24 protein-coding genes and 1 riboswitch are annotated in these 23532 nt (G+C 61.0%); of the genes, 10 read left to right on the top strand and 14 right to left on the bottom strand.

Going from position 1 to position 23532, the window contains the following annotated elements:
* Positions 1 to 216: 216 nt before the first annotated feature.
* The 4 genes from DOCECA_RS01260 to DOCECA_RS01245 all read right to left on the bottom strand — a co-directional run bounded on the left by DOCECA_RS01260 (position 217) and on the right by DOCECA_RS01245 (position 6214).
* A complete protein-coding gene (locus DOCECA_RS01260) occupies positions 217 to 1581 on the bottom strand; it encodes a DUF1329 domain-containing protein (protein WP_445571346.1) in 1365 nt (454 codons plus the stop codon).
* 25 nt (positions 1582 to 1606) lie between these two features.
* On the bottom strand, positions 1607 to 3469 hold the full coding sequence (locus DOCECA_RS01255; protein WP_434609617.1) for a DUF1302 domain-containing protein: 1863 nt from the start codon (positions 3467 to 3469) through the stop codon (positions 1607 to 1609).
* 287 nt (positions 3470 to 3756) lie between these two features.
* A complete protein-coding gene (locus DOCECA_RS01250) occupies positions 3757 to 5439 on the bottom strand; it encodes a fatty acid--CoA ligase (RefSeq protein WP_434675368.1) in 1683 nt (560 codons plus the stop codon).
* Positions 5440 to 5584: 145 nt separating this feature from the next.
* Positions 5585 to 6214, bottom strand: coding sequence for a LysE family transporter (locus DOCECA_RS01245; protein WP_434562373.1), 630 nt, complete (start codon positions 6212 to 6214; stop codon positions 5585 to 5587).
* A 199-nt stretch (positions 6215 to 6413) separates the two neighbouring features.
* Between DOCECA_RS01245 and DOCECA_RS01240 the strand changes: the two genes are divergently transcribed.
* The 3 genes from DOCECA_RS01240 to DOCECA_RS01230 all read left to right on the top strand — a co-directional run bounded on the left by DOCECA_RS01240 (position 6414) and on the right by DOCECA_RS01230 (position 9258).
* The gene (locus DOCECA_RS01240; RefSeq protein ID WP_445571345.1) at positions 6414 to 7379 is read left to right on the top strand and encodes a 2-hydroxyacid dehydrogenase; all 966 of its coding nucleotides are present in this window, start codon (positions 6414 to 6416) and stop codon (positions 7377 to 7379) included.
* A 33-nt stretch (positions 7380 to 7412) separates the two neighbouring features.
* Positions 7413 to 8411, top strand: coding sequence for a methyltransferase (locus tag DOCECA_RS01235; protein ID WP_420764093.1), 999 nt, complete (start codon positions 7413 to 7415; stop codon positions 8409 to 8411).
* 50 nt (positions 8412 to 8461) lie between these two features.
* Positions 8462 to 8583: riboswitch (yybP-ykoY riboswitch) on the top strand.
* Between the two features lie 90 nt (positions 8584 to 8673).
* Positions 8674 to 9258: a TMEM165/GDT1 family protein gene (locus DOCECA_RS01230; RefSeq protein WP_445571344.1), complete on the top strand. Its 585-nt coding sequence runs from the start codon at positions 8674 to 8676 to the stop codon at positions 9256 to 9258.
* 63 nt (positions 9259 to 9321) lie between these two features.
* Here the strand turns inward: DOCECA_RS01230 and DOCECA_RS01225 are convergent, their stop codons facing one another.
* Positions 9322 to 10137: a M48 family metallopeptidase gene (locus DOCECA_RS01225; protein ID WP_420764092.1), complete on the bottom strand. Its 816-nt coding sequence runs from the start codon at positions 10135 to 10137 to the stop codon at positions 9322 to 9324.
* A 217-nt stretch (positions 10138 to 10354) separates the two neighbouring features.
* Between DOCECA_RS01225 and DOCECA_RS01220 the strand changes: the two genes are divergently transcribed.
* Positions 10355 to 12493, top strand: a complete 2139-nt coding sequence (locus DOCECA_RS01220; RefSeq protein WP_445571343.1) for a methyl-accepting chemotaxis protein — start codon at positions 10355 to 10357, stop codon at positions 12491 to 12493.
* A gap of 58 nt (positions 12494 to 12551) precedes the next feature.
* Here DOCECA_RS01220 and DOCECA_RS01215 read toward each other — a convergent pair whose 3' ends face one another.
* The 3 genes from DOCECA_RS01215 to DOCECA_RS01205 form a co-directional block, all read right to left on the bottom strand.
* Complete coding sequence (locus DOCECA_RS01215; protein WP_445571342.1) at positions 12552 to 13175, bottom strand: SOS response-associated peptidase; 624 nt, start codon at positions 13173 to 13175, stop codon at positions 12552 to 12554.
* A gap of 178 nt (positions 13176 to 13353) precedes the next feature.
* Positions 13354 to 13614 (bottom strand): putative signal transducing protein, encoded by a 261-nt coding sequence (locus DOCECA_RS01210; protein ID WP_434609604.1) that lies wholly within the window; start codon positions 13612 to 13614, stop codon positions 13354 to 13356.
* A 9-nt stretch (positions 13615 to 13623) separates the two neighbouring features.
* Entirely contained in the window at positions 13624 to 13806 is a 183-nt protein-coding gene (locus DOCECA_RS01205; protein WP_434562361.1) for a CPXCG motif-containing cysteine-rich protein, read from the bottom strand.
* A 137-nt stretch (positions 13807 to 13943) separates the two neighbouring features.
* On the opposite strand from DOCECA_RS01205, the gene DOCECA_RS01200 reads away from it, so the two are divergent.
* Entirely contained in the window at positions 13944 to 15110 is a 1167-nt protein-coding gene (locus DOCECA_RS01200; RefSeq protein ID WP_434562359.1) for a 1-acyl-sn-glycerol-3-phosphate acyltransferase, read from the top strand.
* A 66-nt stretch (positions 15111 to 15176) separates the two neighbouring features.
* Here the strand turns inward: DOCECA_RS01200 and DOCECA_RS01195 are convergent, their stop codons facing one another.
* On the bottom strand, positions 15177 to 15458 hold the full coding sequence (locus tag DOCECA_RS01195) for a hypothetical protein (protein ID WP_420764088.1): 282 nt from the start codon (positions 15456 to 15458) through the stop codon (positions 15177 to 15179).
* Positions 15459 to 15683: 225 nt separating this feature from the next.
* Here DOCECA_RS01195 and DOCECA_RS01190 point away from each other — a divergent pair, with 225 nt between their 5' ends.
* A complete protein-coding gene (locus DOCECA_RS01190; protein WP_420764087.1) occupies positions 15684 to 15890 on the top strand; it encodes a hypothetical protein in 207 nt (68 codons plus the stop codon).
* 133 nt (positions 15891 to 16023) lie between these two features.
* Here DOCECA_RS01190 and DOCECA_RS01185 read toward each other — a convergent pair whose 3' ends face one another.
* Entirely contained in the window at positions 16024 to 16608 is a 585-nt protein-coding gene (locus DOCECA_RS01185) for a YajG family lipoprotein (RefSeq protein ID WP_030138601.1), read from the bottom strand.
* 205 nt (positions 16609 to 16813) lie between these two features.
* Between DOCECA_RS01185 and DOCECA_RS01180 the strand changes: the two genes are divergently transcribed.
* Together DOCECA_RS01180 and mqo are read left to right on the top strand one after the other, a co-directional pair.
* Positions 16814 to 17047 (top strand): hypothetical protein, encoded by a 234-nt coding sequence (locus tag DOCECA_RS01180; protein ID WP_420764086.1) that lies wholly within the window; start codon positions 16814 to 16816, stop codon positions 17045 to 17047.
* 735 nt (positions 17048 to 17782) lie between these two features.
* Entirely contained in the window at positions 17783 to 19291 is a 1509-nt protein-coding gene (gene mqo / locus DOCECA_RS01175) for a malate dehydrogenase (quinone) (RefSeq protein WP_445571341.1), read from the top strand.
* A 112-nt stretch (positions 19292 to 19403) separates the two neighbouring features.
* On the opposite strand, the gene DOCECA_RS01170 is transcribed toward mqo, so the two are convergent.
* The 4 genes from DOCECA_RS01170 to DOCECA_RS01155 form a co-directional block, all read right to left on the bottom strand.
* On the bottom strand, positions 19404 to 19691 hold the full coding sequence (locus DOCECA_RS01170; protein WP_420764084.1) for a PA4642 family protein: 288 nt from the start codon (positions 19689 to 19691) through the stop codon (positions 19404 to 19406).
* Between the two features lie 61 nt (positions 19692 to 19752).
* Positions 19753 to 20238 (bottom strand): hypothetical protein, encoded by a 486-nt coding sequence (locus tag DOCECA_RS01165; RefSeq protein WP_420764083.1) that lies wholly within the window; start codon positions 20236 to 20238, stop codon positions 19753 to 19755.
* A gap of 122 nt (positions 20239 to 20360) precedes the next feature.
* A complete protein-coding gene (locus DOCECA_RS01160) occupies positions 20361 to 20834 on the bottom strand; it encodes a WbuC family cupin fold metalloprotein (protein WP_434562357.1) in 474 nt (157 codons plus the stop codon).
* A 4-nt stretch (positions 20835 to 20838) separates the two neighbouring features.
* Entirely contained in the window at positions 20839 to 21396 is a 558-nt protein-coding gene (locus tag DOCECA_RS01155) for a hypoxanthine-guanine phosphoribosyltransferase (RefSeq protein ID WP_030138595.1), read from the bottom strand.
* 163 nt (positions 21397 to 21559) lie between these two features.
* On the opposite strand from DOCECA_RS01155, the gene upp reads away from it, so the two are divergent.
* Positions 21560 to 22198, top strand: a complete 639-nt coding sequence (upp, locus tag DOCECA_RS01150; protein ID WP_039592183.1) for a uracil phosphoribosyltransferase — start codon at positions 21560 to 21562, stop codon at positions 22196 to 22198.
* Between the two features lie 2 nt (positions 22199 to 22200).
* Positions 22201 to 23475 (top strand): uracil-xanthine permease family protein, encoded by a 1275-nt coding sequence (locus DOCECA_RS01145; protein ID WP_434562355.1) that lies wholly within the window; start codon positions 22201 to 22203, stop codon positions 23473 to 23475.
* The last annotated feature ends 57 nt before the right edge of the window (positions 23476 to 23532 follow it).

Genomic DNA, 23532 nt, shown 5'->3' with positions numbered 1-23532 from the left:
GCCGTCGAGGCGAGGGAGCTTGCTCCCGCTGGGTTGCGAAGCGCCCCCCAAAGCGGACCGCCCTGGCTTATCGGATACCGTGGGAGGGTTTGATCTGGGACTGCTTCGCAGTCCAGCGGGAGCAAGCTCCCTCGCCACAAAAGATATGCGTTGGCAAAAAAAAAGCCCCGAACCAGTCGGGGCGTTTTTTCGAGGATGCGGCCTCGGGCAAAGCGGTTAGCGAACGCCTTCCTGGCGCAGCGCCGCTGGGGTGAAGTCGCTGGTGGACGCGGTGAAGCCGAAGTCGTAGGCCGATTTCTCTTCGTTCTTCATGCCCAGGGCCAGGTAACGACCGGACTGCAGGTCGTAGAGGGTTTCCAGGGCGTACCACGGCACTTGCTTGTCGTAGTAGTTCTCGGCATGGGCCTCGGCCACGCGCCACAGTTGGCCACGACCGTCGTAGTGGTCGATGACCGCCGCTTGCCAGGTGTCTTCGTCGATATAGAAGTCACGCTTGGCGTAGATATGGCGCTGGCCTTCCTTCAGGGTCGCGGTCACGTGCCAGACACGACGCAGTTCATAGCGCGCCAAGTCCTGGTTGATGTGGCCGGCCTTGAGGATGTCGGCGTACTTGAGTTGCGGCGAATCGATCTTGTGGCTGTTGGAGGCGATGTACAGCTCTTTCTTGCCTTCAAGCTTCCAGTCGTAACGATCCGGCGCGCCGTTGTACATGTCCAGGTTGTCGGAGGTGCGCAGGCCGTCGGCGGCGGTACCCGGGCCGTCATAGGCGACTTGCGGGGCCTGACGCACACGGCGTTGGCCGGCGTTGTAGATCCAGGCCTTGCGTGGTTCCTTCACCTGGTCGAGGGTTTCGTGAACCAGCAGCACGGTACCCGCCAGGCGTGCCGGCGCGGTCACTTGCTGCTTGAAGTAGAACAGCACGTTGCCCGGGTTGGCCGGATCGAAGCCCTTGATCTTGTCGCGGAAGACGAACTGATCCTGGAAGTACACCAGGTTGTACGAACCGTTTGGCTGCGGCGTGGCCTGGGTCACCAGGCGGGTCACGCTGCCGCCGCGATAGCGGGTGATGTGGTTCCAGATCACTTCGAGTCCGCTCTGGGGAATCGGGAACGGCACGGCCGTCTCGAAATTCTCCAGGCCGTTGCCGCCGCCCACCAGTTTGGTGTTCACGGCGTTTTTCTTGATGGAGGCCAACACGTCATCGGGCACGGTTGCGCCGCGATGGGTCGTGTAGACCGGCATCTTGAAGGTTTCCGGGTAGCGCTTGAACATCGCGTACTGGCCGGGGGCGAGTTTGTCCTTGTACTGGTCGACGTTTTGCGCGGTGATCGTGAACAACGGTTTTTCACTGGCGTACGGATCGGCGAGGAAACCCTTGCCGTCCACGCTACCGGCGTTCTTGGTCATGGGTTTCCAGGCCGAAATCGAACCATCGGCGTTACCCGCCATCTCGGCGCCCATCGGCGTCAGGCTCTTGCCCAGCTTATCGGCCTCGGCCGCAGGCACGGCGGCCATGACGCTGGCCGCCAGCAGGGACAACCCCAGCGCTCCGACTTGCAACAGACTCTTTGTTATTTTCATAGTGTGTCGTCCTGAAATACGGTGCTTAGAAGTTCACGCCGACGCTGAGCGCCACGAAATCCCGGTCGTCCACGGTACTGAAGTCACCACCAAAGAAGTTGGTGTAGGCCAGGCTCGCGTTATAGGTGTTCTGGTACTCGGCATCCAGCCCGAGGCTGACGGCCTTGCGGCCTTCCTCGAAGTTGGCGCCAGGGCCTGGCGAGTAGCCTTTAACGTCATGGGACCAGGCCACGTTGGGCTTGAGGTTCACACCGGCGAAAACGTCCGGGTAGTCCCAGATGGCACGAGCGCGGTAACCCCAGGAAGTGGCGGTGGTGAAGCCGTCGTTGTTGCAGTTGGTATTCAAACCGGTGCTGCCAGGCAAGCCCGCGCCATTTCCGGTAGAGGTATTGAGCAGGTCGCATGCGCCGCCAGGAAGCTGTCCTGGGCCGAACACTGGATCACGGCCGTAACGAAGGTCGGACTTGCTTTCCAGGCCGCCCACGTGGGTCACGCCAACTTCACCCACCAGGGTGAGACGGCTGGCGCCCATGACTTGGTCAAGGAAGTGAGTGAACGTGGTCTGGAATTGAGTGATTTCCTTACGGCGATAACCGTGCAGATCCTGGCCCGGTACCCCGGTGAGCAGCGAAGCGTTGCCCAGCACGGGACCGCCCAGCGGACGAACCCCGGCAAACAGGATATCTGTGGTGCTCAGTTGAACTGGTGCATTCGGCCGATAACTCAGTTCACCGCTCCATGCCGTGCCGGTGGGCAGAGTAGTGGAGAAGCTCAAGCCGTAAAGGCGTATGTCTTCCGGGTACTCGACAAAGTATTGAGAGTTGCCGGCAATGACCAGCGGAGCCAGAGGGCCGAGAAATGGCGCACCGTTGTAGACGGACTGTGGCGCACCGGTCGCACTAAAGATAGGTGCGCGGCTGTGGTAGTTCATGAAGTAGGCACCGAACTCAGTGTCCAGCGGCTCGAACATGTACTTCAGGGAAGCCCCCCATTGGCCAGTGTCCCTGGCATCACGGTCAGGTCCACGGCGCACCAACACACCTTCTTCGTTGATGTCTACGCCGTTTGCGGACAGCAACGGCAAGAACGCACCAGGAATGGTGGATCGTTTGTTCAACACCCGCAGATTGTCAGAGCACCCATCGGCAATCACATCCGGCTGGGAGAAGAACGTCCCGCAGTTATCCACGACGGTCTGATCCCACTCAATTTGGTAGAAGGCTTCAGCCGACAGGTTATCGGTCAAGCTCTGGGATACATAGAACATGTTGACCGGGATCAGGCCTTCCTTGACCTCGGCGCCTGGACGACGGAACGCGGACACGTCGACCGGGTTGATGGCGTTGATACCGCCCTGGATGAAGGTGCTCTCACCCCAGCTGACGACCTGCTTGCCCAGGCGGACCGACCCCGGTTGATCGGCAATCGCGTAATTGTGGTAGACGAATGCATCAAGGATCTGACCGCCGGAAGACTTGGCGCCTTCCTTGCGGTTGCTGTCGCTGATGTCTTTGAAAAGACGATTTTCGTCCTTGAGCTCAAAGTCGTACCAGTATTTGCCACGCACAAACACACCGGTGTCGCCGTACTTCAGTTCAAGATCGTGGATGCCCTTGAAGATCTTCGAAAACGTTTCCCCACGTTTAAAGTTCAGGTGTCCGTCATCGGACGTCTGGGACAGGCCCTTGCCGCCGTTGTTAGCACCAATCAGGTCGCGGTTGGCCTTGGCCGTGGACCAGCTCGCGCCGACCGACAGGGACGAATCGAACTGGCCTTCGATTTCACCAATGTTGAAGCTGACGCCGAATGCCGGGCCGGCGAGCGAGGAGGCAAGACTGACGGCCAGAGGCAGTTTTGCCCGGCGCCAGAAAGTGTTTGCTGAGGTCATCGACGCAACTCCATGTGTTTTATTGTTATGGCAGTGGACGTTTCCGGAAACCCTTCGCCGTGCTGGCACGCGCGTCCCATTCCGAAAAGCCTTGAGCGGACTATAGCCAGCAGGTAGTACGGCTTGATCCCTCTAAAGTGTGATTTGCAGCCCCCGACCACTCTGGAACAGTCCTTCGCCAGGCCGACGTTTGTCGGCACGGCAAGGATGGCTGAAATTTCCGATTTAACAAGACAAGCGCTTGCTTGGTGGGGCTGCCGTGCCCTTTTCGGGCACGGCGAGGACGCTCAAAGCGTCGAAAGGAAGGTGCTGTTGTTGCTCTGCCATTCGGTGATGTCAACGCGGATACGTTTCTTGTCGAGCTTGCCGACGCTGGTCTTGGGAATTTCCGTAACAAGGGCAATCTGGCTAGGGATCGCCCATTTGCTCAGGTGCCCCAGCTCGACAAACGGCTTGAGGTGCTCCTTGAGCTCGCGAGCCCCGATCTGGTGCCCCTCACGAACGACCAGCAAGGCAAACGGCCGCTCGCCCCACTGCGGGTCGGGAATGCCGACCACTGCTACTTCGCGTACCGCCACATGCCGACTGATAAGGTCTTCCAGGTCCAGGGACGAGATCCATTCGCCGCCGGTCTTGATCACATCCTTGATGCGGTCGCGAATGTCGATGAAGCCCATGCCGTCGAGCGTGGCGACGTCGCCAGTGTGCAACCAGCCGCCACTCCAGAGTTCGGCGCCCTTCTGCGGTTCGTTGAAATAACCTTCGGTGAGCCATGGCGCGCGCAATACCAATTCGCCCTGGGTTTCGCCATCGGCGGGAAGGAAGCGGCCCTCGCCGTCGACGATCGCTGCCTCCACCAGTGGCCCTGGCACGCCGGCCTTGATCCGATAAGTGATGCGCTCGTCTTCGCCGCCGGCCATCAACTCATCGTTGAGGTGGGCGCAGGACACCAACGGGCCGGTTTCGGACATGCCGTAGGCGGCGGTGAGCTGGATGCCCTTGGCCTTAGCAGCCTCGTACAGGCTGCGGTTCAGGGCGCTGCCGCCGATGACGATTTTCCAGCCGCCGAAATCGGTGTCCTGGGCGCCCTTGGCGTTGAGGACCATTTGCAGGATGGTCGGCACGCAGTGGGAAAAAGTGACCTTTTCCTTGCGCCACAGCTCCACCAGGAACTCCGGGTCGTAGCGACCTGGGTAGACCTGCTTGAGGCCGAGCATGGTTGCCACGTACGGCAAGCCCCAGGCGTGAACGTGGAACATGGGTGTGATGGGCATGTACACGTCGTTGGTGCCCAGCAGGCGCACGCTGTCGATGGCGCCCATGATGGTCGACACACCCAGGGTGTGCAGCACCAACTGCCGATGGGTGAAATACACGCCCTTGGGGTTGCCCGTGGTGCCGGTGGTATAGAACGTGGTGGCGACGGAGTTTTCGTCGAAATCCTGGAAATCGTAGGTCGGACTGGCGCCGGCCAGCAGTTGCTCGTACTCGCCCACGAGGTCGGGCAGGTCGGCGGTCTTGTCCGGCTGGTCGGTCAGCAGTAGCGTCTTTTTTACCGTTGTCAGCTGGCCGGCGATCGCCTGGTACAAGCCGACGAACTCGCTGTTGACCAGCACGAAGCGATCCTCGGCGTGGTTCATGGTGTAGAGGATCTGTTCCGGCGACAGTCGCACGTTGATGGTATGGATCACCGCGCCGATCATCGGGATAGCGAACATGCATTCCAGGTACCGATGGCTGTCCCAGTCCATGACCGCCACGGTATCCCCGGCTTTCACCCCGGCCTCGGTCAGCACGTTGGCCAGCCGTGCGACGCGCTCGATCAGGGTGGGGTAGCTGTAGCGCAACTGGTCCCGGTAGATGATCTCGCGGGTTTTCTCATAGCGTGCGCCGGACATCAGCAGCCGCTTGATCAGCAACGGGTATTGATAAACGCCCTCGGCTGGAGGAATAACGCGAGTCTGCAACATAGGAATCCCTTTTCTGACTGCACGGTCTTGGCTGGAAAAGTAAGCACTTTAAAGCGCTTGTCCGCGGATCAAATCAGCCGAAGGAATGATTTGATCCGCCCGCAAACACTAGCCTTGAGCCATCATCAGGATTCGCTCAACTCGTTCAATGGGCCTCGGTAAACGCCAGTTTCACGCCGATGGCGATCAGCACGGCGCCCATGGTCCGGTCGAACCAATGGCCCATGCGGGCAAAACCGGCACGCACCCGCGCCTGGCTGAACAACATTGCAACCATGCAGAACCAGGCCGCCGTGGCAACCGCCAGGTACACACCGTAGCCGGCCTGGATCGCCAGGGGCGTATGGGGATTGATGACCACGGTAAACAGGGAGAGGAAGAACAGCGTCGCCTTGGGGTTCAGGCCATTGGTAACGAAGCCGGCGGTAAACGCGCCCCGAGCGGTGCGCTCACCTGCCTCCTTGTGCAGGTTTTCCTGGCTCGCCTTGGCCGGCTGGGCGCGCAGGGCCTTGAAGCCGATGTACAGCAGGTAAGCGGCGGCGGCCCACTTCAAGGCGTTGAACAGCACGATCGACTGGGACACGATCAGGCCGATGCCCAGCAACGAATACCCCACGTGCAGGAAAATCGCCGTGCCGACCCCCAACGCCGTCCAGGTCCCGGCACGGCGGCCGTGGGTCACGCTTTCGCGGACCACCACGGCGAAGTCCGGGCCAGGGCTGGCCACGGCCAACAGGTGGATCAGGGCGACAGTGAGAAATTCGGCGAGGTACATGGTGGTGCTCCTGGCGACAATCTTTGTTGAATGAAATCCGTGGCGAGGAGCTTGCTCCCGCTCGGCTACGCAGCAGTCGCTCGTCGCGTATCGGGGCCTTGCCTTGCAGGCCAGCGGGAGCAAGCTCCCTCGCCACGGCAACTCTTCTGATAGGCTCGCCACATTACGCCTTCAGTCTTCTACATGACAGGTACAGCTGATGACCAATACCGCACGCGCAGTTTTCCTCGATCACGCTTCACTGGACCTCGGCGACCTGGAGCTGGCTCCATTGCGCGATTGCTTCACCGAACTGCAGCTGTTTCCCGGCACCCGCCCGGATGAGGTGGCAGGCCGGATCGAGGGCGCCACGGTGGCGATCACCAACAAGGTCGTGATCGACGCAGCCGCCATGGCCGCCAACCCTGAACTGAAGCTGATCCTGATCAGCGCCACCGGCACCAATAACGTCGACCTCGCCGCTGCCCGCAGCCATGGCATCGTCGTCAGCAACTGCCAGGGCTATGGCACACCGTCGGTGGCCCAGCACACGATCATGCTGCTACTGAACCTGGCGACGCGCCTGGGCGACTATCAAAAAGCCGTGGGCGAAGGTCGCTGGCAACAGGCTTCGCAGTTCTGCCTGCTGGACTACCCGATCGTCGAACTGCAGGGCAAGACCCTCGGGCTGCTCGGCCATGGCGAACTGGGTGGCGCCGTCGCACGGCTGGCCGAAGCCTTCGGCATGCGCGTGCTGCTGGGGCAGATTCCAGGAAGGCCCGCCCGTGCGGACCGCGTGGCGCTGGACCAACTGCTACCCGCGGTGGACGCCTTGACCCTGCATTGCCCGCTCAACGAGCACACCCGCCACTTCATTGGTGCGCGTGAACTGGCGTCGCTCAAACCCGGCGCGTTCGTAGTCAACACCGCACGCGGTGGCCTCATCGACGAACAGGCACTGGCCGATGCGCTGCGCAGCGGTCACCTGGGCGGGGCGGCCACCGACGTGTTGAGCGTGGAGCCGCCGACCCAGGGCAATCCGCTGTTGGCAGGTGATATCCCCCGGCTGATCGTCACGCCGCACAACGCCTGGGGCAGCCGCGAGGCCAGGCAACGGATCGTCGGCCAACTGGCGGAAAACGCCCGGGGCTTTTTCAGCGGTACAGCGCAACGAGTCGTCAATTGATAGACTGCCGCACTTTTTAACAAGGAGCAGACCATGGATCCGCGCAGTGAAGTACTGCTTCGTCAGGCCGAGTTATTCCAGGGTCCGGTCCTGCTGGCCGGGCTCCCAGCCGACGACCTGCTTGGCCGCTTGCCCGAGGCCCATGGCTGGTGCTGGCATGCCGGCGACCAGGCGGCCCTGGATGCCCGCTTCCCAGGGCGCAGCCATTTTGGCGTGAATGTACCCGAACTTTCGTTCGACGCTGCCGTGGTCTTCCTGCCCAAGGCCAAGGACCTGACCGACTACATCCTCAACGCCGTTGCCGCGCGCCTGGCTGGGCGCGAGGTGTATCTGGTGGGGGAAAAGCGCAGCGGCATCGAAGGCGCTTCCAAGCAGCTCAACCCCTTTGGCAAGCCGCGCAAGCTCGACAGCGCACGGCATTGCCAACTGTGGCAGGTCACCGTCGCCAACGTCCCTGAAGCCAAGCCGCTGGAAAGCCTCGCGCAAACCTATGAATTGCCACTGGTCGAGGGCCCGCTCAAGGTCATCAGTTTGCCGGGAGTCTTCAGTCACGGCCGCCTTGATCGCGGCAGCGCGCTGTTGCTGGAGCATCTTGACAAGCTGCCCAGCGGCCACCTGCTGGACTTCGGCTGCGGCGCCGGCGTGCTGGGGGCGGCGGTCAAGCGGCGCTATCCCCATAACACCGTGACGCTGCTGGACGTGGATGCCTTCGCCGCCGCCAGCAGTCGATTGACGCTGGCCGCCAATGGCCTGGAAGCCGAAGTGCTGACGGGTGACGGGATCGACGCCGCGCCCATGGGCCTGAACGCGATTCTGAGCAACCCGCCGTTCCACGTCGGCGTACACACCGACTACCACGCGACCGAAAACCTGTTGCGAAAAGCGGCCAAACATCTGAAAAACGGCGGCGAACTGCGCCTGGTTGCGAACAGTTTCCTCAAGTATCAGCCGCTGATCGAAGAGCACCTGGGCCCCTGCGCGATCAAGGCCGAGGGCCAAGGCTTTCGCATCTACCGGGCCAAGCGCGGCTGAAGCGTTTTGAGAAACAGCGCTTGCCCAATCGGATTTGCCTAGGCAGAATCCGCACCGTCCTAGGGGAGTAGTCTCCCGCGAGCGCCCTGCTCGCCCGGCATACGTCAACATACTTGGTCAGCAGACCATGGCGTATGCGGCCCAAGCGTCCACGCAGATGGTCGCTGGGTTTGACAAGACCTATGACACGCACACCTTACCCGGGGCGGGAAGGCTGTACGTGTCATAGCCGTGTCGACCCGCCCCTCTTAGGAATTACCTGATGCTGGACTCTTTCCTTGTTCCCACCGCCATCGTTGCACTGGCCGAAATCGGCGACAAGACGCAACTGCTTGCGCTTATCCTCGCTGCTCGCTTTCGCAAGCCGTGGCCGATCATCGCTGGCATCGTCGCCGCGACCCTGGCCAACCATGCGGCCGCGGGCGCGGTAGGAGCCTGGGTCAGCGGGTTCTTTTCCGATGCGGTGTTGCACTGGATATTGGCGGCAAGCTTCGCGGCCACGGCCCTTTGGACCCTGGTGCCGGACAAGCTCGACGATGAAGAGGCGAATACGGCCCGCAAGTTCGGCCCCTTCCTGACCACGCTGATCGCGTTTTTCCTGGCGGAAATCGGTGACAAGACCCAGATCGCGACGGTGATGCTCGCCGCGCAATACCCGGAACTGTGGCTGGTGATCATTGGCACCACCCTGGGCATGTTGATTGCCAACGTGCCGGTGGTACTGGCTGGCAACTTTGCCGCCGAGAAACTGCCCCTGGCCCTCATCCGCCGCCTGGCCGCCTCGGCGTTTTTCATCCTGGCGATCGTTGCGGTGTACAAGGCGATGCAGAGCAGTGGGTGGGTTTGAGGCTGTTGTGGCGAGGGAGCTTGCTCCCTCGCCACAAAAAAAAACTTCACCACATGACGGTGGTTACTTCTTGGCTTGCTGATAAAGCGGCATCACCTTCGGAATCGCCGCCTGCAACGAGGCGATCCGGCTGCTCGAGGACGGGTGGGTGCTCATGAATTCCGGTGGTGCCCCTTCCGAAGCCTTGGCCATCTTGTTCCACAAGGTGATCGCGGCGTTCGGGTCGTAGCCTGCGCGGGCGGCCAGCTCCAGGCCGATCAGGTCGGCTTCGTTCTCGTTGCCACGGCTGTTAGGCAGGGTCATGCCATAGTTGGCAACCGTGTCGGCCAACGCCAGGCTATCCTGGCCCAGGCCGAATATCGCACCGGCACCCTGCTTGGCCATTTCGATGCCATAAGCCTTGGACATGGCTTCACGGCCGTGCTCGCGCAAAGCGTGAGCGATTTCATGGCCCATGATCGCGGCGATTTCAGCGTCGGTCAGCTTCAGTTTGTCGATCAGGCCGGTGTAGAACATGATCTTGCCGCCGGGACCACAGTTGGCGTTGAGTTCATCGCTCTTGATCAGGTTCACTTCCCAGTTCCACTGCGCCGAATCCGGACGGAACACAGGCGCCTGGGCGATCAAACGATCAGCAATGACCTGAAGGCGCTTGGCGTCGCTACTGGTCTTGTCCAGGGCACCTTGCGCACTCGCCTCACCCAACGTCTTCTGATAGGACTGGGCATACATCTGGTTGACCTCGGCGGTCGACAGCATGCTGAACATGTACTGCTTGCGCTCCACGCCCACGGCTCCGCCGCTGGTGGTGTTGACTGACTGGCAACCGGCGAGCAGCAGAGCCGCGCCCAGAGCGCTCACCATCAAAGTCTTGTTCATACAAAAGAAGCTCCATGGAATCGTGGGCGTATCCTAGGCTTTGATTTGTATCGGCGCCAGATACACAGCGAGCGATTACAGTTTTTTCGGACAGGTCCCACTCATCCTTTTACGACTCCCACCTAACCAATACAGTCACCCGACGAACAGCGCCTCATGCCCGCCCACGGAAATGCCGATACAGATACCAGACGTCATTTCCGGGTCCGGAGCCATTATGAAATTCAAATCGATCCAGTTTTCCGTTGCCGCCCTGGCCGGTGCCATCGTCCTCAGCGTTGTTGGTGCCCTGGTGCTGTACGCATTGTTCGCCGGCGCCCGTACCCAGGAAATGGTGCAACAACGGACCAAGGCGCAATTCGAGCAACTCATCGAACAACGCCTCAGTGCGCTCGCCCGCACCCAGGCCAGCCTGATCCAACGCGAGCTTGAAGCACCGCTGTTGCTTGCCCGAGGACTGGCGACGACTAACGCCCTGATGGGCATGAACGGCACGGACGGCAACCCGTTATTGAAGATGCCCCGTGAGCAGATGATCAGCCTGTTGCGCGAGTCCGTGGTGCGCAACCCGAAGGTCCTGGGTGCCTACATCGCCTGGGAACCGAACGCTATCGACCACGACGACGCCAACTATGTGAACAGCCAGGTGCTCGGCATGGAAACCAATGGGCGCTTCCTGCCGTGGTGGTTTCGCAACCAGGACGGCACCTTGGGCCTGGAAAAGCTCGCCGACGTGACTGACCAGAAACTGCTGTCCACCGGCATTCGTGCCAGCGAATACTACCTGTGCTCCCAGGACAGCAGGAAAGCCTGCGTGATCGACCCGGCGCCCTACCGCGTCGGCAGCACCATGACCATGCTGGCCTCCTTCATCGAACCGATCCTCATCGATGGTAAATTCCAGGGCATCGTCGGCGCCGACCTGTCGGTGAACTTCATCCAGGACATGCTCGTTGCCGCTGACGCCAAGCTGTACGACGGCGCCGGGGAAATGGCCTTGCTCGCCAGCAACAATCGCCTGGTGGCCTTCACCAAGGACCCAAGCAAGCTCGGGGAAAAAGCCAGCGACCTGCTGGACGCCAACGAGCTGGACAACCTGGCCAAGCTCGGCGCTGGCGAAGTGCGTTACGACGTCGACGAAGCCCACGGTCACATCGAGGTGTACATGCCGTTCGGCATCGGCGAGACCAGCGCTCGCTGGACGCTGATGATGCAACTGCCGTTGAACGCGGTGATGGCAGATCTGCAAGCCTTGCAGAAGGACCTCGACGATCAGCGCGAGACCGACATTTTCGGCATGGCCATGGTCGGCCTGGCGATTGCCGCCATCGGCCTGCTGGTGATCTGGCTGGTGGGCCACGGCATCGCCCGGCCGCTCAAGCAAATGGTGGCGATGCTCGATGACATCGCCCAGGGCGAGGGCGACCTGACTCGCCGATTGACCAGCGACCGCGCCGATGAACTGGGCGCCATCGCCAAGGGCTTCAACACGTTCCTCGGCAAATTGCAGGGGATGATTACCCAAGTGGTGACCTCGGTGCAGAGTGTCAGCGATTCGTCGGAGCACACCGCCGACATCGCGATCCGCACCAACCAGGGCGTGCACAAGCAGATGTCGGAGATCGATCAGGTCGCCACCGCCGTGCATGAAATGACTGCCACCGCCCAGGACGTGGCCCGCAATGCTACCCAGGCCGCCCAAGCCGCCAGTCACGCCGACCAGGCCGCCAGCCAGGGCATGCAGATCGTACGCGACACCTCCACCTCCATTGGCGCGCTGGCCGTGGAAATCGGCAAGGCCGTGGGCGTGGTGCAAACCCTGGCCAAGGACAGCGAGAACATCAACGCGATCCTCACGGCCATCCGCGGGATCGCCGAGCAGACCAACCTGCTGGCCCTCAACGCGGCCATCGAAGCGGCTCGGGCCGGTGAACAAGGTCGAGGTTTTGCGGTGGTCGCCGATGAGGTGCGCAACCTCGCGCAGAAAACACAGCAGGCCACGGAAGAAATCCAGTCGATGATCCAGCAATTGCAACAGGGCACCCGCGATGTGGTGCGCGTCATGGAAGACAGCCAGCACCGCACCGATGAAAGCGTGCAGCACGCAGCCAAGGCAGCCCAGGCGCTGGAGACAATTACCCAGGCGGTGTCGGTCATCAACGACATGAACACCCAGATCGCCAGCGCCGCCGAGGAGCAAAGCGCCGTAGCGGATGACATCAACCGCAACGTGATCAACATCGGCCAAGTGGCGAACGAGGTGGCCAGCGGCGCCGACGAGTCGAGCGCGGCCAGTGCCGGGCTGACCAAGTTGGCGGAGCAGCAGCGGCGGTTGATCAATCAGTTCAGGGTCTGACCCAAGCACCTCATTGCGAGCAAGCTCGCAATGAGGCCTGTACAGCCATCACAAAACCTCAAGCCGGCGTCAGGCATTCCGGCCCATTGAGTTTCGGGTCGTTGACCATGTTGGCCAGCACCCGCTCGCGCAGTTGCGCAGGCTCGCTCGCCAGCAGCCCTTGCAAGGCATGCAAGGGTGTCTCGGGGTCGAGCCACAACCGTTGGCCTTCTTCATCCAGAATCAATGGACGCCGCTGACCGGCCGCCGGCTGGGTGATGACGGCGGTGCTCAACCACACCTGTTCCTGCACCGGATACGCTTCCCAGATCGCCGCAAAAAACAGCGACGAACCTTCCCCCGGCGTCAGCCAATAGGGGCGTTTACGCGAACCACCGCGCCATTCGTAGAACCCGTTGGCCGGCAGCAGACACCGACGCAACCGCAGGGCCTCGCGGAACATCGGCTGTTCGGCGACGGTTTCGGCCCGAGCATGGGCCGGGGTCCGGGACAGGTCCGTCAGCCACGGCGGCGTCAGCCCCCAACGGACGCGGGCCAATTCGCGCTGGCCATCGGCGCCAGCCCGCAGCATCAGAACCGAATCATTGGGCGATATGTTCCATTGGGCCTTCTGGTCGGCAGGGAAGCCAGGCAAGGCCGCAAAGGCGGGGTTCCAGCGAAACAGGGCATAACGTCTACACATGGGGTAACACGACTCTCCTATCAAACGGCGGCCAGCCTAGGGTCTGTACGAAATGTATTCGCGCGAAGGCCAGACAAGGCGAAACGGGGCGAGGAAGCGCAGTGTACTGGAGTACATGAGCATTCCGAGCCCCGTTTCAACGCAGTATGGGTGAGTGCGGATACATTTCGTACAGAGCCTAACAGACCAGCGTTCCGGGGTAACTGTCCGGCTCATCGCCGGGCACCGGCAGCGCGGCATTGTAGGCGGCGATCAGTTCCTGGGCGTATTGCGCCTGTTCATCGTCCACCGCCAGCCCCAGCAAGCCATGCATCGGCAATTCCCCTGCGCCCCCCACCAGGTCACGTCCCACCAGATGCGCGGTGATGCCTTCGCTGGCGAGCATGCCTTGCAGCAATTCGCCTTCCATCAGGTTTTCCAATTCGTAGATTCGCTGCATGGCCGCCCCTCATTCGTTTTCGCTGAAGACCTCGAGGTGCCATTCTTCATCGTGTACCTGTAGTACGAAAATGATCGGCCGGCAACAGACCTGGCAATCCTCGATATAGGTCTGGTCGCCACCGGAAAGATCCAATGAAGTCTCGACCTCTTCTCCACAATACGGACATTCATATTCAGCAGCTTCCAGCATCGCGGTCTCCCGAGTGACTTGTGCGTATAATCGCCGGTCTATTTGCAGGGCTATTGTTGCCTGGACTGTCTTCCTGGCCGTGCTCTGGCGCTATTTATCGAACCTTTACTTACCCTAGCCGTTTCCAACAAGAGAGCATGATGGGCGAATTCGATGCCATCCGACCTTACGACGACAGTGAAGTCCCAGCGGTGCTGGCACGGCTGCTCAGCGATAAGGCGTTTCTAGATATCCTCACCCACTTCCGCTTCCCGCGCCTGGCCGGTGCTTTCGGCTGGATGCTCAAACCCCTTATAGCGCAGAAGCTGCGTCGAGAGTTCGCCGGTGTGACATCGGTCGCCACGTTGCAGGACAAAGTGGAGTTCTATGTCGACCACACCATCGAACGCGCCACCGATGGCGTGACCTACACGGGGGTGGAGCAGTTCAAGTCCGGCAACGCGTACCTGTTCATCGCCAACCACCGCGATATCGTGATGGACCCGGCATTCGTCAATTACGCCGTCTACCACGCGGGCCTGCCGACGCCGCGCATCGCCATCGGCGACAACCTGCTGCAAAAGCCGTTTGTCAGCGACCTGATGCGCTTGAACAAGAGTTTTATCGTTCACCGTTCCATCACCGGTCGCCGGGAAAAAATGGCGGCGTACCAGTTGCTGTCGGCGTACATCAATCACTCGATCCGCAACGATTGCGCCTCGATCTGGATCGCCCAGGCCGAGGGCCGAGCCAAGGACGGCGATGACCGGACCGAATCGGCGATCCTCAAGATGTTCCACATGAGCCGCAAGGACGAGCCGTTCGGCGAGGTCATCCGCTCGCTGAACCTCACGCCGGTGTCGATCAGCTACGAATATGATCCGTGCGACCAGGCCAAGGCCCGGGAGCTTTACATCCGCGCCACCACCGGGACCTACACCAAGGCACCAGGCGAGGACGACGTCAGCATCGCCAAGGGCATCACCGGCTACAAAGGCCGGGTCCACGTGAACTTCTCCGCGCCGATTACAGAGCTGTTCGAGGACACCAAGCAGTTGGCAGCGGAGATGGACCGGCAGATTCTCGGCGGTTATCGCCTGTTCCCCGTGCACTACCTGGCCTACGCCCAATGGACCGATGCCGACCCGCAGCTGCAGGTGCCGACGGCGGCTGAAGTGTTCGGTGCCGAAGAACTGGCGAAAGCTCAGGAAGAATGGCAGCGTCGGTTGGATGCGTGCCCGGCGGAACAGCGGCCATTCCTGGTGCTGCAATATGCAACGCCGGTGCGTAATCAGTATCGGGTCAAGGCGGGGTTGCCGCTCTAAAGCAGTGTTTGCTTAGCGGCTTTAATGGCGAGGGGGCTTGCTCCCTCGACACTGAAGCTGCTGCGCTCAGAGCTGCGTGCTGATCCAGGACATCAGCAGCGCGACGCCCAGGCAGGCAAAGCCGAACCGGTAGAAAAACCGGTTCATGCGCTGGGTGGCCAGGTCCAGCAGGGCTTCGAATCGTTCATTGCTTTCGCCACTGCGCGCTTGGAGGCAGGCGCGTGCTCGCTGTTCGCGGCGGCGCGTTGCATGCAATACCCAGCCACCCGGGCAGGCAAACAGCAGCGCGAGCAGGTTGATCAGTTTGGCCGGGTGGGCAGCGAACAGCGAAAACAATTGCAACGACATCACAGACCTCAAGCGAATAACGGACGCCTTGCGCCCGGGACCTACGAACAGGGCGCGGATTCTACCGAAAGCCTGGCGTGCTGCGTCGGTTTTTCCGACCGGTAACGATGCCTCGCAAGGTTGGGTGCTTTTGGGCGAGCGTGTTTGCGGATTAATTTCATCGGTAACGGTTTCGTCATATGGATAGGCCACCCTGTCGCCCTCCAAACCCGCACGGAACCCGTCATGCTGCACGCCGAAAACCAGGATCGCCTCTATCTCATCAGCCCGAGCGACGAACAACAGAACCTCGTCGACAGCCTGTCCTTCAACGTGCAGGACCGGCACTGGCTGGTGTATTGCGCCCTCGGCGGCCATTCACATGCCGATCTGCCGGAGACGGACCTGCTGACCGGGATCAGCGTGCTGGAGCTCTATTCCCAGGCGGCGTGAATTTATCGCCCATAAAAAACCCCTGTGGGAGCTAGGTTGCTCGCGATGACGATGGATCAGCCAACATCGAAGTGGCTGAACCATCGCTATCGCGAGCAAGCTCGCTCCCACAGGGGATACGGGTCTTCAGTCGTTACTCTGCCAACACCTGACCGATGGTCGGGTCCTTGAACAGACGGGTCAGGGCATCACTCAATACATCGCTGACCAGCTTGGTATTGGTGTCCTGGTTGGGCGCCATGCCGAAGCGTTGGTCCAGCGAAGCGCCGTAACGACCGCTGTAGCGACGATTGGCGTTCTGCACGTCAGAGCGGAAGGTCGCGCCGATCGTCGCCTCGGTCACGTACATGCCTTCCTTGGGCGACTGGTATTTCAGTTCCGCCAGGGTCACGGTCAGTTGCGGGGCATTCATTGCATTGGCGGTGGGGGTGAAGCCCAGCAAACGCACGGCCGCCTCGGCCTGGGCCTGCAATTTAGGCAGGATTTGCGCACCCTGCACCGTGATCACGCTGGTTTCCGGGTACAAGCCACCACGGGTGCCGAGGGTCGGCGACGGACGACCGTCCACGACACGGACCACCACCGGCTGGCCGCGACCCACCGGCGCCAGTTGGGCGTTGAGCTTGGGCTCCGGATTAAGTTGTTGCGGGCTGTGGGCACAGCCGACGAGGGTCAGACTGGTCACTGCGATCAAACCGAACAACAGGCGTTGCAACATGCTCTTCTCTCCAGAATCGGGCACAGACAGGCCGGCAGTATAGCGGTGCGCCATCGCGGCGAACCAGCGCCTTCGATGAATACTGAAATGTCTGACACGGGCCCGGATAGGCGGTTCCTGTCACCCCTTTGTCACGGTCCTTACACCAGGGTGTCATGGCTGGCTGTCAGGCTGTCCCCAAGCTCCCCGGACACGGTACCTGACCATGCGTTTTCTCATCTCCCTGTTTACCCCGCGCCCGCATCATCGTTGCTTCGCCCTGCTGGACCGTACCGGCCGCTGCCAGGCATTCAAGCAGTGCAGCCTGCAGCCCATGGGCGATGGCTGGGTGGAAATCGAAGAGATCCGCCTCAACTGGCTGCACCAGCCCTTGCCTGCCAGTGCCCTGGTACAACCGCCTCGCACTCGCGTACGTAACCGCCAGCTGTTGGCCTTCTGACCGCAAGGCTAATAAAAGTCATAAAACACGACCATTTCTACGCGTTTCTTCGTTACAATCTCCCCCCGATTATAAGGACGTCTCCTGATCGGGCCTCGCAACGCCGCTGATGCGCTTGTATTGGCACCCCGCACCGCCCACAGAGAGCCGCCCACACAGATCGAGTGAAGCTGGCGCGCTTGCTGTTTCCCTGGCAAATCACCGCTTTTCGCGAATCTGCAGAGCTGTCATTACGCTCGGTCACTGAGCTGTCTGCCCGTTTTGCCTGTCATGTATTGCATGGGGGCAACCAAACCGGGCCCGGTGCCAGGCTGGGACAGCCCTTTTTTGAGGTTCACGTCTTCAAAAGAGCGTGAAAAAACGGGTTTTCACAACTTCACAAGAGTGTGGCGAGCAAATGAAGAGTTTTGCGTCTGAACAAGCACCATCAGCGTCTGGAACAGCCCAACGACACAGGACCGGATATCGCTCAAGAACCGCCGCCTGAAGCCTGTCCGCTACGGATTTGGTTGCACGAACGGATGTCTCGGCCATAAGTCGAATTGCTTGCCCTGCGCTTAAATGAGTTCATGGGACTCTAGAGGCCAGGCTGCATGCATCCGCAAGAGTGCGAAAAATTGCGAAGATTCGGACATGGCGATTCCTGGCCATGGATACCTGGGGCGCAACTGACCTGCCCCGCTTCCTGGCCGCTATGCCGACAATTTGGTGCTGCAGATTTTGGAGACGCGTTAAATGGCGCATAACGAAGCAGTTGATGTAGTTCTGGTAGGGGCCGGCATCATGAGTGCCACCCTGGCCGTACTGCTCAAAGAGCTCGACCCGGCGATTTCCCTGGAAGTCGTCGAGCTGATGGACTCGGGTGCCGCGGAGAGTTCCAACCCCTGGAACAACGCCGGTACCGGTCATGCCGGGCTGTGTGAGCTGAACTACACGCCCCAGGCCGCCGATGGCACTGTCGACATCAAGAAAGCCGTGCACATCAACACCCAGTTCGAGGTGTCGAAGCAGTTCTGGACGTACCTGACTAAAAAGGGCACGTTCGGCTCGTCGAAATCCTTCATTGCCCCGGTGCCGCACCTGAGTTTCGTACAGGGTGAGAAAGGCGTGGAGTTCTTGAAGAAGCGCTTCGAACTGATGAGCCAGCATCACACCTTCGCCGACATGGAATACACCGAAGATCGCGACCAGATGGCCGAGTGGATGCCCCTGATGATGCCAGGCCGGCCGGCCGATGAAGTCATCGCCGCCACCCGCGTCATGAACGGGACCGACGTCAACTTCGGCGCCTTGACCAACCAGTTGCTCAAGCACCTGGGCAGCGCGCCGGACACTCAGATCAAATACTGCAAGCGCGTCACCGGCCTCAAGCGCAAAGGTGACGGCTGGACCGTGAGCATCAAGGACGTCAATTCCGGCAGCACCCGCGAAGTCGACGCCAAGTTCGTCTTCCTCGGTGCCGGTGGCGCCGCGTTGCCGCTGTTGCAAGCGTCGGGTATCGAAGAAAGCAAGGGCTTCGGTGGTTTCCCGGTCAGCGGCCAGTGGCTGCGTTGTGACAACCCGGAAGTGGTCAAGCACCACCAGGCCAAGGTCTACAGCCAGGCCGCCGTGGGCTCGCCACCGATGTCGGTGCCGCACCTGGACACCCGCGTGGTCGACGGCAAGAAGTCCCTGCTGTTCGGGCCTTACGCCGGTTTCACCACCAAGTTCCTCAAGCACGGCTCGCTGATGGATCTGCCGATGTCGGTACGCGCCGGCAACATCGGCCCGATGCTGGCCGTGGCCCGGGACAACATGGACCTGACCAAGTACCTGATCAGCGAAGTGATGCAGTCCATGGAGCAGCGCCTGGAATCGCTGCGCCGCTTCTACCCCGAGGCGAAAGCCGAGGACTGGCGCCTGGAAGTGGCCGGCCAGCGGGTGCAGATCATCAAGAAAGACCCGAAGAAAGGCGGCGTACTGCAATTCGGCACCGAACTGGTGGCGGCCAAGGACGGAACCCTCGCCGCCCTGCTCGGCGCTTCGCCAGGCGCCTCGGTCACCGTTTCGATCATGCTGGAACTGATCGAGCGTTGCTTCCCGGAAAAAGCCAAGGGCGAGTGGGCCACCAAGCTCGCGGAAATCTTCCCAGCCCGGGAAAAAGTACTGGAAACCGATGCCGCGCTGTATCGCAAGATCAATGCGCAAAACAACATTGCGTTGGAACTGGTTGAAGAAAGCAGCGAGACCCAAAGCTACGCTTGATTCGGTCGGCTAAAAAAAGCCCCGCTCTCAATGAGGGCGGGGCTTTTTTTTTGAAGCTTTTCGTGGCGAGGGAGCTTGCTCCCGCTGACCTGCCAGGCAGGCCCTCGGCCTATCAGCCACGCGCCTTGTTGATCAACTCGATGTATTCCTCGGCGTTGCGCTGGTCCTTGTTCAGCGCAACGAAATCATTGCCATGTTCGTCCTTGCCATCGAGGTCGTAGCCCGCCTCGACGAAAAACACCAGGAAACGCTCGAAGTCGTCGACACGCAGCCCACGGTAGGCCTTGATCAGTTTGTGCAGCGACGGCGACGTAGCATCGACCGGTTCAAAATTGAGGAACAGCTTGATCTGTTCGTCGCCAATCTCGTCACCAATCACTTGTTTCTTGTCTTTACGCATTGCCGGCTCCAACTCGCACAATTCACGGGGCGGGCAGTTTACCCCCGGCGGGCGTTGCGGCTCAACGCGGGCGTGCGGTGCCGGTGTGCAGATCGGCCCAGATATGGCCGTTGGCGTAGCTGAGGAATTGCACGTACACCGTGTCATTGCGCAACAGGTCAATGACCACCCGGTACTGGGCCTGTGGATAAGACAAGGTCAAGGTCTTGCTCGCCTCGTCGTACGCCGGTTTCTTCAGGCTTTTGCTTTCCCCGTCGAAATTGAGAATCACCTGGCTGATGGTCGCGCCCTTGTTCAACGGTTTGCCTTTGAGGCGCACCATCAATGGTGAGGTGACCGGGATCGGCTGCTGGTTGGAAGGGCGCTGGTTGCCCAGTACCACCGAGTATTCGGTGACTTGCAGCAACTGCTGCTGTTCAGGCTGCTCCTGGCGCGCCACGAGGTCATCCGGCGGCAAGAACTGACTGTGCATCGGCGCGGCCACGGCCATCAAGGGCAAGCTAGTTAGCAACAGCAAAGTGGCGCAGCGGCGGATCGATACACTCATGACAGGCTCCGGAGGCTTGGCCGGGCACGCTAGCATTCATCGAAAAAATAAGCGACCCGGACAATTCATTCGCGGCACAGGCTATCAGCGCGGGCCTCATAAAAGCGCGATCGCCATCGATATTAGTCGAATTGAGCGCGCATCCAGGCCTGGTATTGCGCAACGCCGGGCTCGCCTTCGCGGGGCGCCCAAGGGGCCAGTTCGCCGTCGCCCACCGGCCGGTAGGGGCCGGCTTTGCATTCGAACATCAGGCTGTCAGCCTCCAGTACCACCAGGCCATGGTAGACACCGGCCGGCAGATCGACACCGAGGCAATCGCCACCGGCCTGCAGGATGCGCTTGCCGGTCACGGTTCCGGTTTCATCGAAGATCAACACACCGAGGCGGCCTTTGAGCACCAGTAAGGTTTCAGCCTTGTCGGCGCTCAGGTGGCGATGCGGCGGGATGTAGGTCGAGGGCTGCAAACCCACCGCCATGCGGTGGCAAGGCTCATCCATCTGGTGGAAATTGTGGTGTTGGCGCCCACGCGCACTGGCCCCGGCCTTCTCGGCCAGCTCATCGAACAAGGCTTGATCCAGGAAGGCAGGGCCAGTCATCCGATTACATCCCCTTGACGGCGAAAATGCCATTGGCGTTGCGCCAGTAGCCTTTATAGTCCATGCCGTAGCCGAAGATGTAGCGGTCGATGCACGGCAGGCCGACAAAATCGGCCTTCAGGTCAGGACGGGCCTTGCGGTCGTGGTCCTTGTCGATCAGCACGGCGGTGTGCACCGCGCGGGCGCCAGCGTGTTTGCAGAAATCGATGATCGCGCCCAGGGTATGCCCTTCATCCAGGATGTCGTCGATGATCAGCACGTCACGGTCTATGAACGAGACTTCCGGCTTGGCTTTCCAGAACAGGTCGCCGCCGCTGGTCTCGTTGCGATAACGGGTGGCGTGCAGGTAGGAAGCTTCCAGCGGGAAGTTCAGATAGGTCAGCAGCTTGCCGGAGAAAATCAGCCCGCCGTTCATCACGCAGAACACGACCGGATTGCTTTCAGCCAATTGATCGTTGATTTGCGCACCGACACGGGCGATGGCCGCTTCGACTTCAGCTTCGGTGTACAGGCAGTCAGCCTCTCGCATGACTTGACGGATATGCTCGAGATCAGCGGACATGTGCGCTCTCCAGGGGTGGCAGTTCGGAAAAGCGGGCAAAGGTACGCATCCCGCCCGGCCAGATCAAGCATTTGTGGACTAACGTTCTGTATTGTCTATAGGACAACACCCTCGGATAGATTAATCTAGGCCGGTTTTTTTGCCCGCCGCCGGAGCCTTCCCCATGCCCATCCTCGAGATCCGCCATCCGCTGATCAGACATAAACTCGGCCTGATGCGCCGCGCAGACATCAGCACCAAGAACTTCCGCGAACTCGCCCAGGAAGTCGGCGCCCTGCTCACCTACGAAGCCACCAAAGACCTGCCGCTCGAATCCTACGAGATCGCCGGCTGGGCCGGTGCGGTGCAAGTGGAAAAAATCGCCGGCAAGAAGATTACCGTTGTGCCGATCCTGCGCGCCGGTATCGGCATGCTCGAAGGCGTGCTCAGCTTGATCCCGGGCGCCAAGGTCAGTGCCGTGGGCGTGGCCCGCAACGAGCAGACCCTGCAAGCCCACACCTACCTGGAAAAACTGGTGCCGGAAATCGACGAACGCCTGGCAATGATCATCGACCCGATGCTCGCCACCGGCAGCTCGATGGTCGCCACCATCGATCTGTTGAAAAAGGCCGGTTGCCGCGATATCCGCGCCATGGTGCTGGTCGCCGCGCCCGAAGGCATCAAGGCCGTGGAAGATGCCCACCCCGACGTGACCATCTACACCGCCTCCATCGACCAGAAACTCAACGAACACGGCTACATCATTCCGGGCCTGGGCGATGCCGGCGACAAAATCTTCGGCACCAAGCAGAAGGACGCCTGAGCATGCAGGACGAATTCAACGATCCGCTCTGGCGTCAGGTGCTGTCCGGCGCGCAGATGCTGTTCGTCGCCTTCGGCGCGCTGGTGCTGATGCCGCTGATCACGGGCCTGGACCCGAACGTGGCACTGTTCACGGCGGGCCTGGGGACGATTCTGTTCCAGATCGTCACTGGGCGCCAGGTGCCGGTGTTCCTGGCGTCGAGCTTTGCCTTCATCACACCGATCATCCTCGCCAAGGGCCAGTTCGGCCTGGCGGCGACCATGGGCGGCGTGATGGCGGCCGGTTTCGTCTACACGTTTCTGGGCCTGGCGGTGAAGATCAAGGGCACCGGGTTCATTGACCGCCTGCTGCCGCCGGTGGTGATCGGTCCGGTGATCATTTCCATCGGCCTGGCGATGGCGCCGATTGCCGCGAACATGGCCATGGGCAAGGCCGGCGACGGTACCGAGCTGATTCATTATCAGACCGCGATGATGATTTCGATGCCGGCGTTGCTCACCACGTTGATTGTCGCCGTGTTCGGCAAGGGCATTTTCCGCCTGGTGCCGATCATCTCCGGCGTGCTGGTGGGCTTCGCCATGGCGTTTTTCTTTGGCGTCGTCGACACCGCGAAGATCGCCGCGGCCCCCTGGTTCGCCCTGCCCGCCTTCACTGCACCGGAGTTCAACTGGCAGGCGATCCTGTTCATCGTGCCCGTCGCGCTGGCACCGGCCATCGAGCACATCGGCGGCGTCATTGCCGTGGGCAGCGTGACCGGTCGCGATTACCTCAAAAAGCCAGGCCTGCATCGCACGTTGTTCGGCGACGGCGTCGCCACCACCGCAGCCGGCCTCTTCGGCGGCCCGCCCAACACCACTTACGCCGAAGTCACCGGCGCGGTGATGCTGACCAAGAACTACAACCCGAAGATCATGACCTGGGCCTCGATCTTTGCCATCAGCCTGGCGTTCATCGGCAAGTTCGGCGCGCTGCTGCAAAGCATTCCGGTGCCTGTGATGGGTGGGATCCTGTGCCTGTTGTTCGGCTCGATTGCCGCAGTGGGCATGAACACGCTGATTCGTCACAAGATCGATCTGGGCGAGGCGCGCAATTTGGTGATCGTTTCGGTGACGCTGGTGTTCGGCATCGGCGGCGTGCTGGTCGGCACCGGCACGGGCCCGGACGACTTCGGCCTCAAGGGCATCGCGCTGTGCGCCGTGGTGGCGATCGCGTTGAACCTGATCTTGCCAGGCAATGACGGATGGAAGCAGAAGAAGGCGGATGAGCCGCTGGTCTGACTCAGCTTGAGGTTATTGCTGTCAGTCAGATTGCTTTCGCGAGCAGGCTCGCTCCCA

It is taken from the genome of Pseudomonas sp. E102 (assembly GCF_052660185.1).
The sequence above is the reverse complement of the archived record's forward strand: the minus strand, read 5'-3'. Positions and strand labels throughout refer to the sequence as shown.

Coding starts and splice junctions, on each gene's coding strand:
- DOCECA_RS01260 (WP_445571346.1), bottom strand. CDS start 1,581: ATGAAAATAACAAAGAGTCTGTTGCAAGTCGGAGCGCTGGGGTTGTCC.
- DOCECA_RS01255 (WP_434609617.1), bottom strand. CDS start 3,469: ATGACCTCAGCAAACACTTTCTGGCGCCGGGCAAAACTGCCTCTGGCC.
- DOCECA_RS01250 (WP_434675368.1), bottom strand. CDS start 5,439: ATGTTGCAGACTCGCGTTATTCCTCCAGCCGAGGGCGTTTATCAATAC.
- DOCECA_RS01245 (WP_434562373.1), bottom strand. CDS start 6,214: ATGTACCTCGCCGAATTTCTCACTGTCGCCCTGATCCACCTGTTGGCC.
- DOCECA_RS01240 (WP_445571345.1), top strand. CDS start 6,414: ATGACCAATACCGCACGCGCAGTTTTCCTCGATCACGCTTCACTGGAC.
- DOCECA_RS01235 (WP_420764093.1), top strand. CDS start 7,413: ATGGATCCGCGCAGTGAAGTACTGCTTCGTCAGGCCGAGTTATTCCAG.
- DOCECA_RS01230 (WP_445571344.1), top strand. CDS start 8,674: ATGCTGGACTCTTTCCTTGTTCCCACCGCCATCGTTGCACTGGCCGAA.
- DOCECA_RS01225 (WP_420764092.1), bottom strand. CDS start 10,137: ATGAACAAGACTTTGATGGTGAGCGCTCTGGGCGCGGCTCTGCTGCTC.
- DOCECA_RS01220 (WP_445571343.1), top strand. CDS start 10,355: ATGAAATTCAAATCGATCCAGTTTTCCGTTGCCGCCCTGGCCGGTGCC.
- DOCECA_RS01215 (WP_445571342.1), bottom strand. CDS start 13,175: ATGTGTAGACGTTATGCCCTGTTTCGCTGGAACCCCGCCTTTGCGGCC.
- DOCECA_RS01210 (WP_434609604.1), bottom strand. CDS start 13,614: ATGCAGCGAATCTACGAATTGGAAAACCTGATGGAAGGCGAATTGCTG.
- DOCECA_RS01205 (WP_434562361.1), bottom strand. CDS start 13,806: ATGCTGGAAGCTGCTGAATATGAATGTCCGTATTGTGGAGAAGAGGTC.
- DOCECA_RS01200 (WP_434562359.1), top strand. CDS start 13,944: ATGATGGGCGAATTCGATGCCATCCGACCTTACGACGACAGTGAAGTC.
- DOCECA_RS01195 (WP_420764088.1), bottom strand. CDS start 15,458: ATGTCGTTGCAATTGTTTTCGCTGTTCGCTGCCCACCCGGCCAAACTG.
- DOCECA_RS01190 (WP_420764087.1), top strand. CDS start 15,684: ATGCTGCACGCCGAAAACCAGGATCGCCTCTATCTCATCAGCCCGAGC.
- DOCECA_RS01185 (WP_030138601.1), bottom strand. CDS start 16,608: ATGTTGCAACGCCTGTTGTTCGGTTTGATCGCAGTGACCAGTCTGACC.
- DOCECA_RS01180 (WP_420764086.1), top strand. CDS start 16,814: ATGCGTTTTCTCATCTCCCTGTTTACCCCGCGCCCGCATCATCGTTGC.
- mqo (WP_445571341.1), top strand. CDS start 17,783: ATGGCGCATAACGAAGCAGTTGATGTAGTTCTGGTAGGGGCCGGCATC.
- DOCECA_RS01170 (WP_420764084.1), bottom strand. CDS start 19,691: ATGCGTAAAGACAAGAAACAAGTGATTGGTGACGAGATTGGCGACGAA.
- DOCECA_RS01165 (WP_420764083.1), bottom strand. CDS start 20,238: ATGAGTGTATCGATCCGCCGCTGCGCCACTTTGCTGTTGCTAACTAGC.
- DOCECA_RS01160 (WP_434562357.1), bottom strand. CDS start 20,834: ATGACTGGCCCTGCCTTCCTGGATCAAGCCTTGTTCGATGAGCTGGCC.
- DOCECA_RS01155 (WP_030138595.1), bottom strand. CDS start 21,396: ATGTCCGCTGATCTCGAGCATATCCGTCAAGTCATGCGAGAGGCTGAC.
- upp (WP_039592183.1), top strand. CDS start 21,560: ATGCCCATCCTCGAGATCCGCCATCCGCTGATCAGACATAAACTCGGC.
- DOCECA_RS01145 (WP_434562355.1), top strand. CDS start 22,201: ATGCAGGACGAATTCAACGATCCGCTCTGGCGTCAGGTGCTGTCCGGC.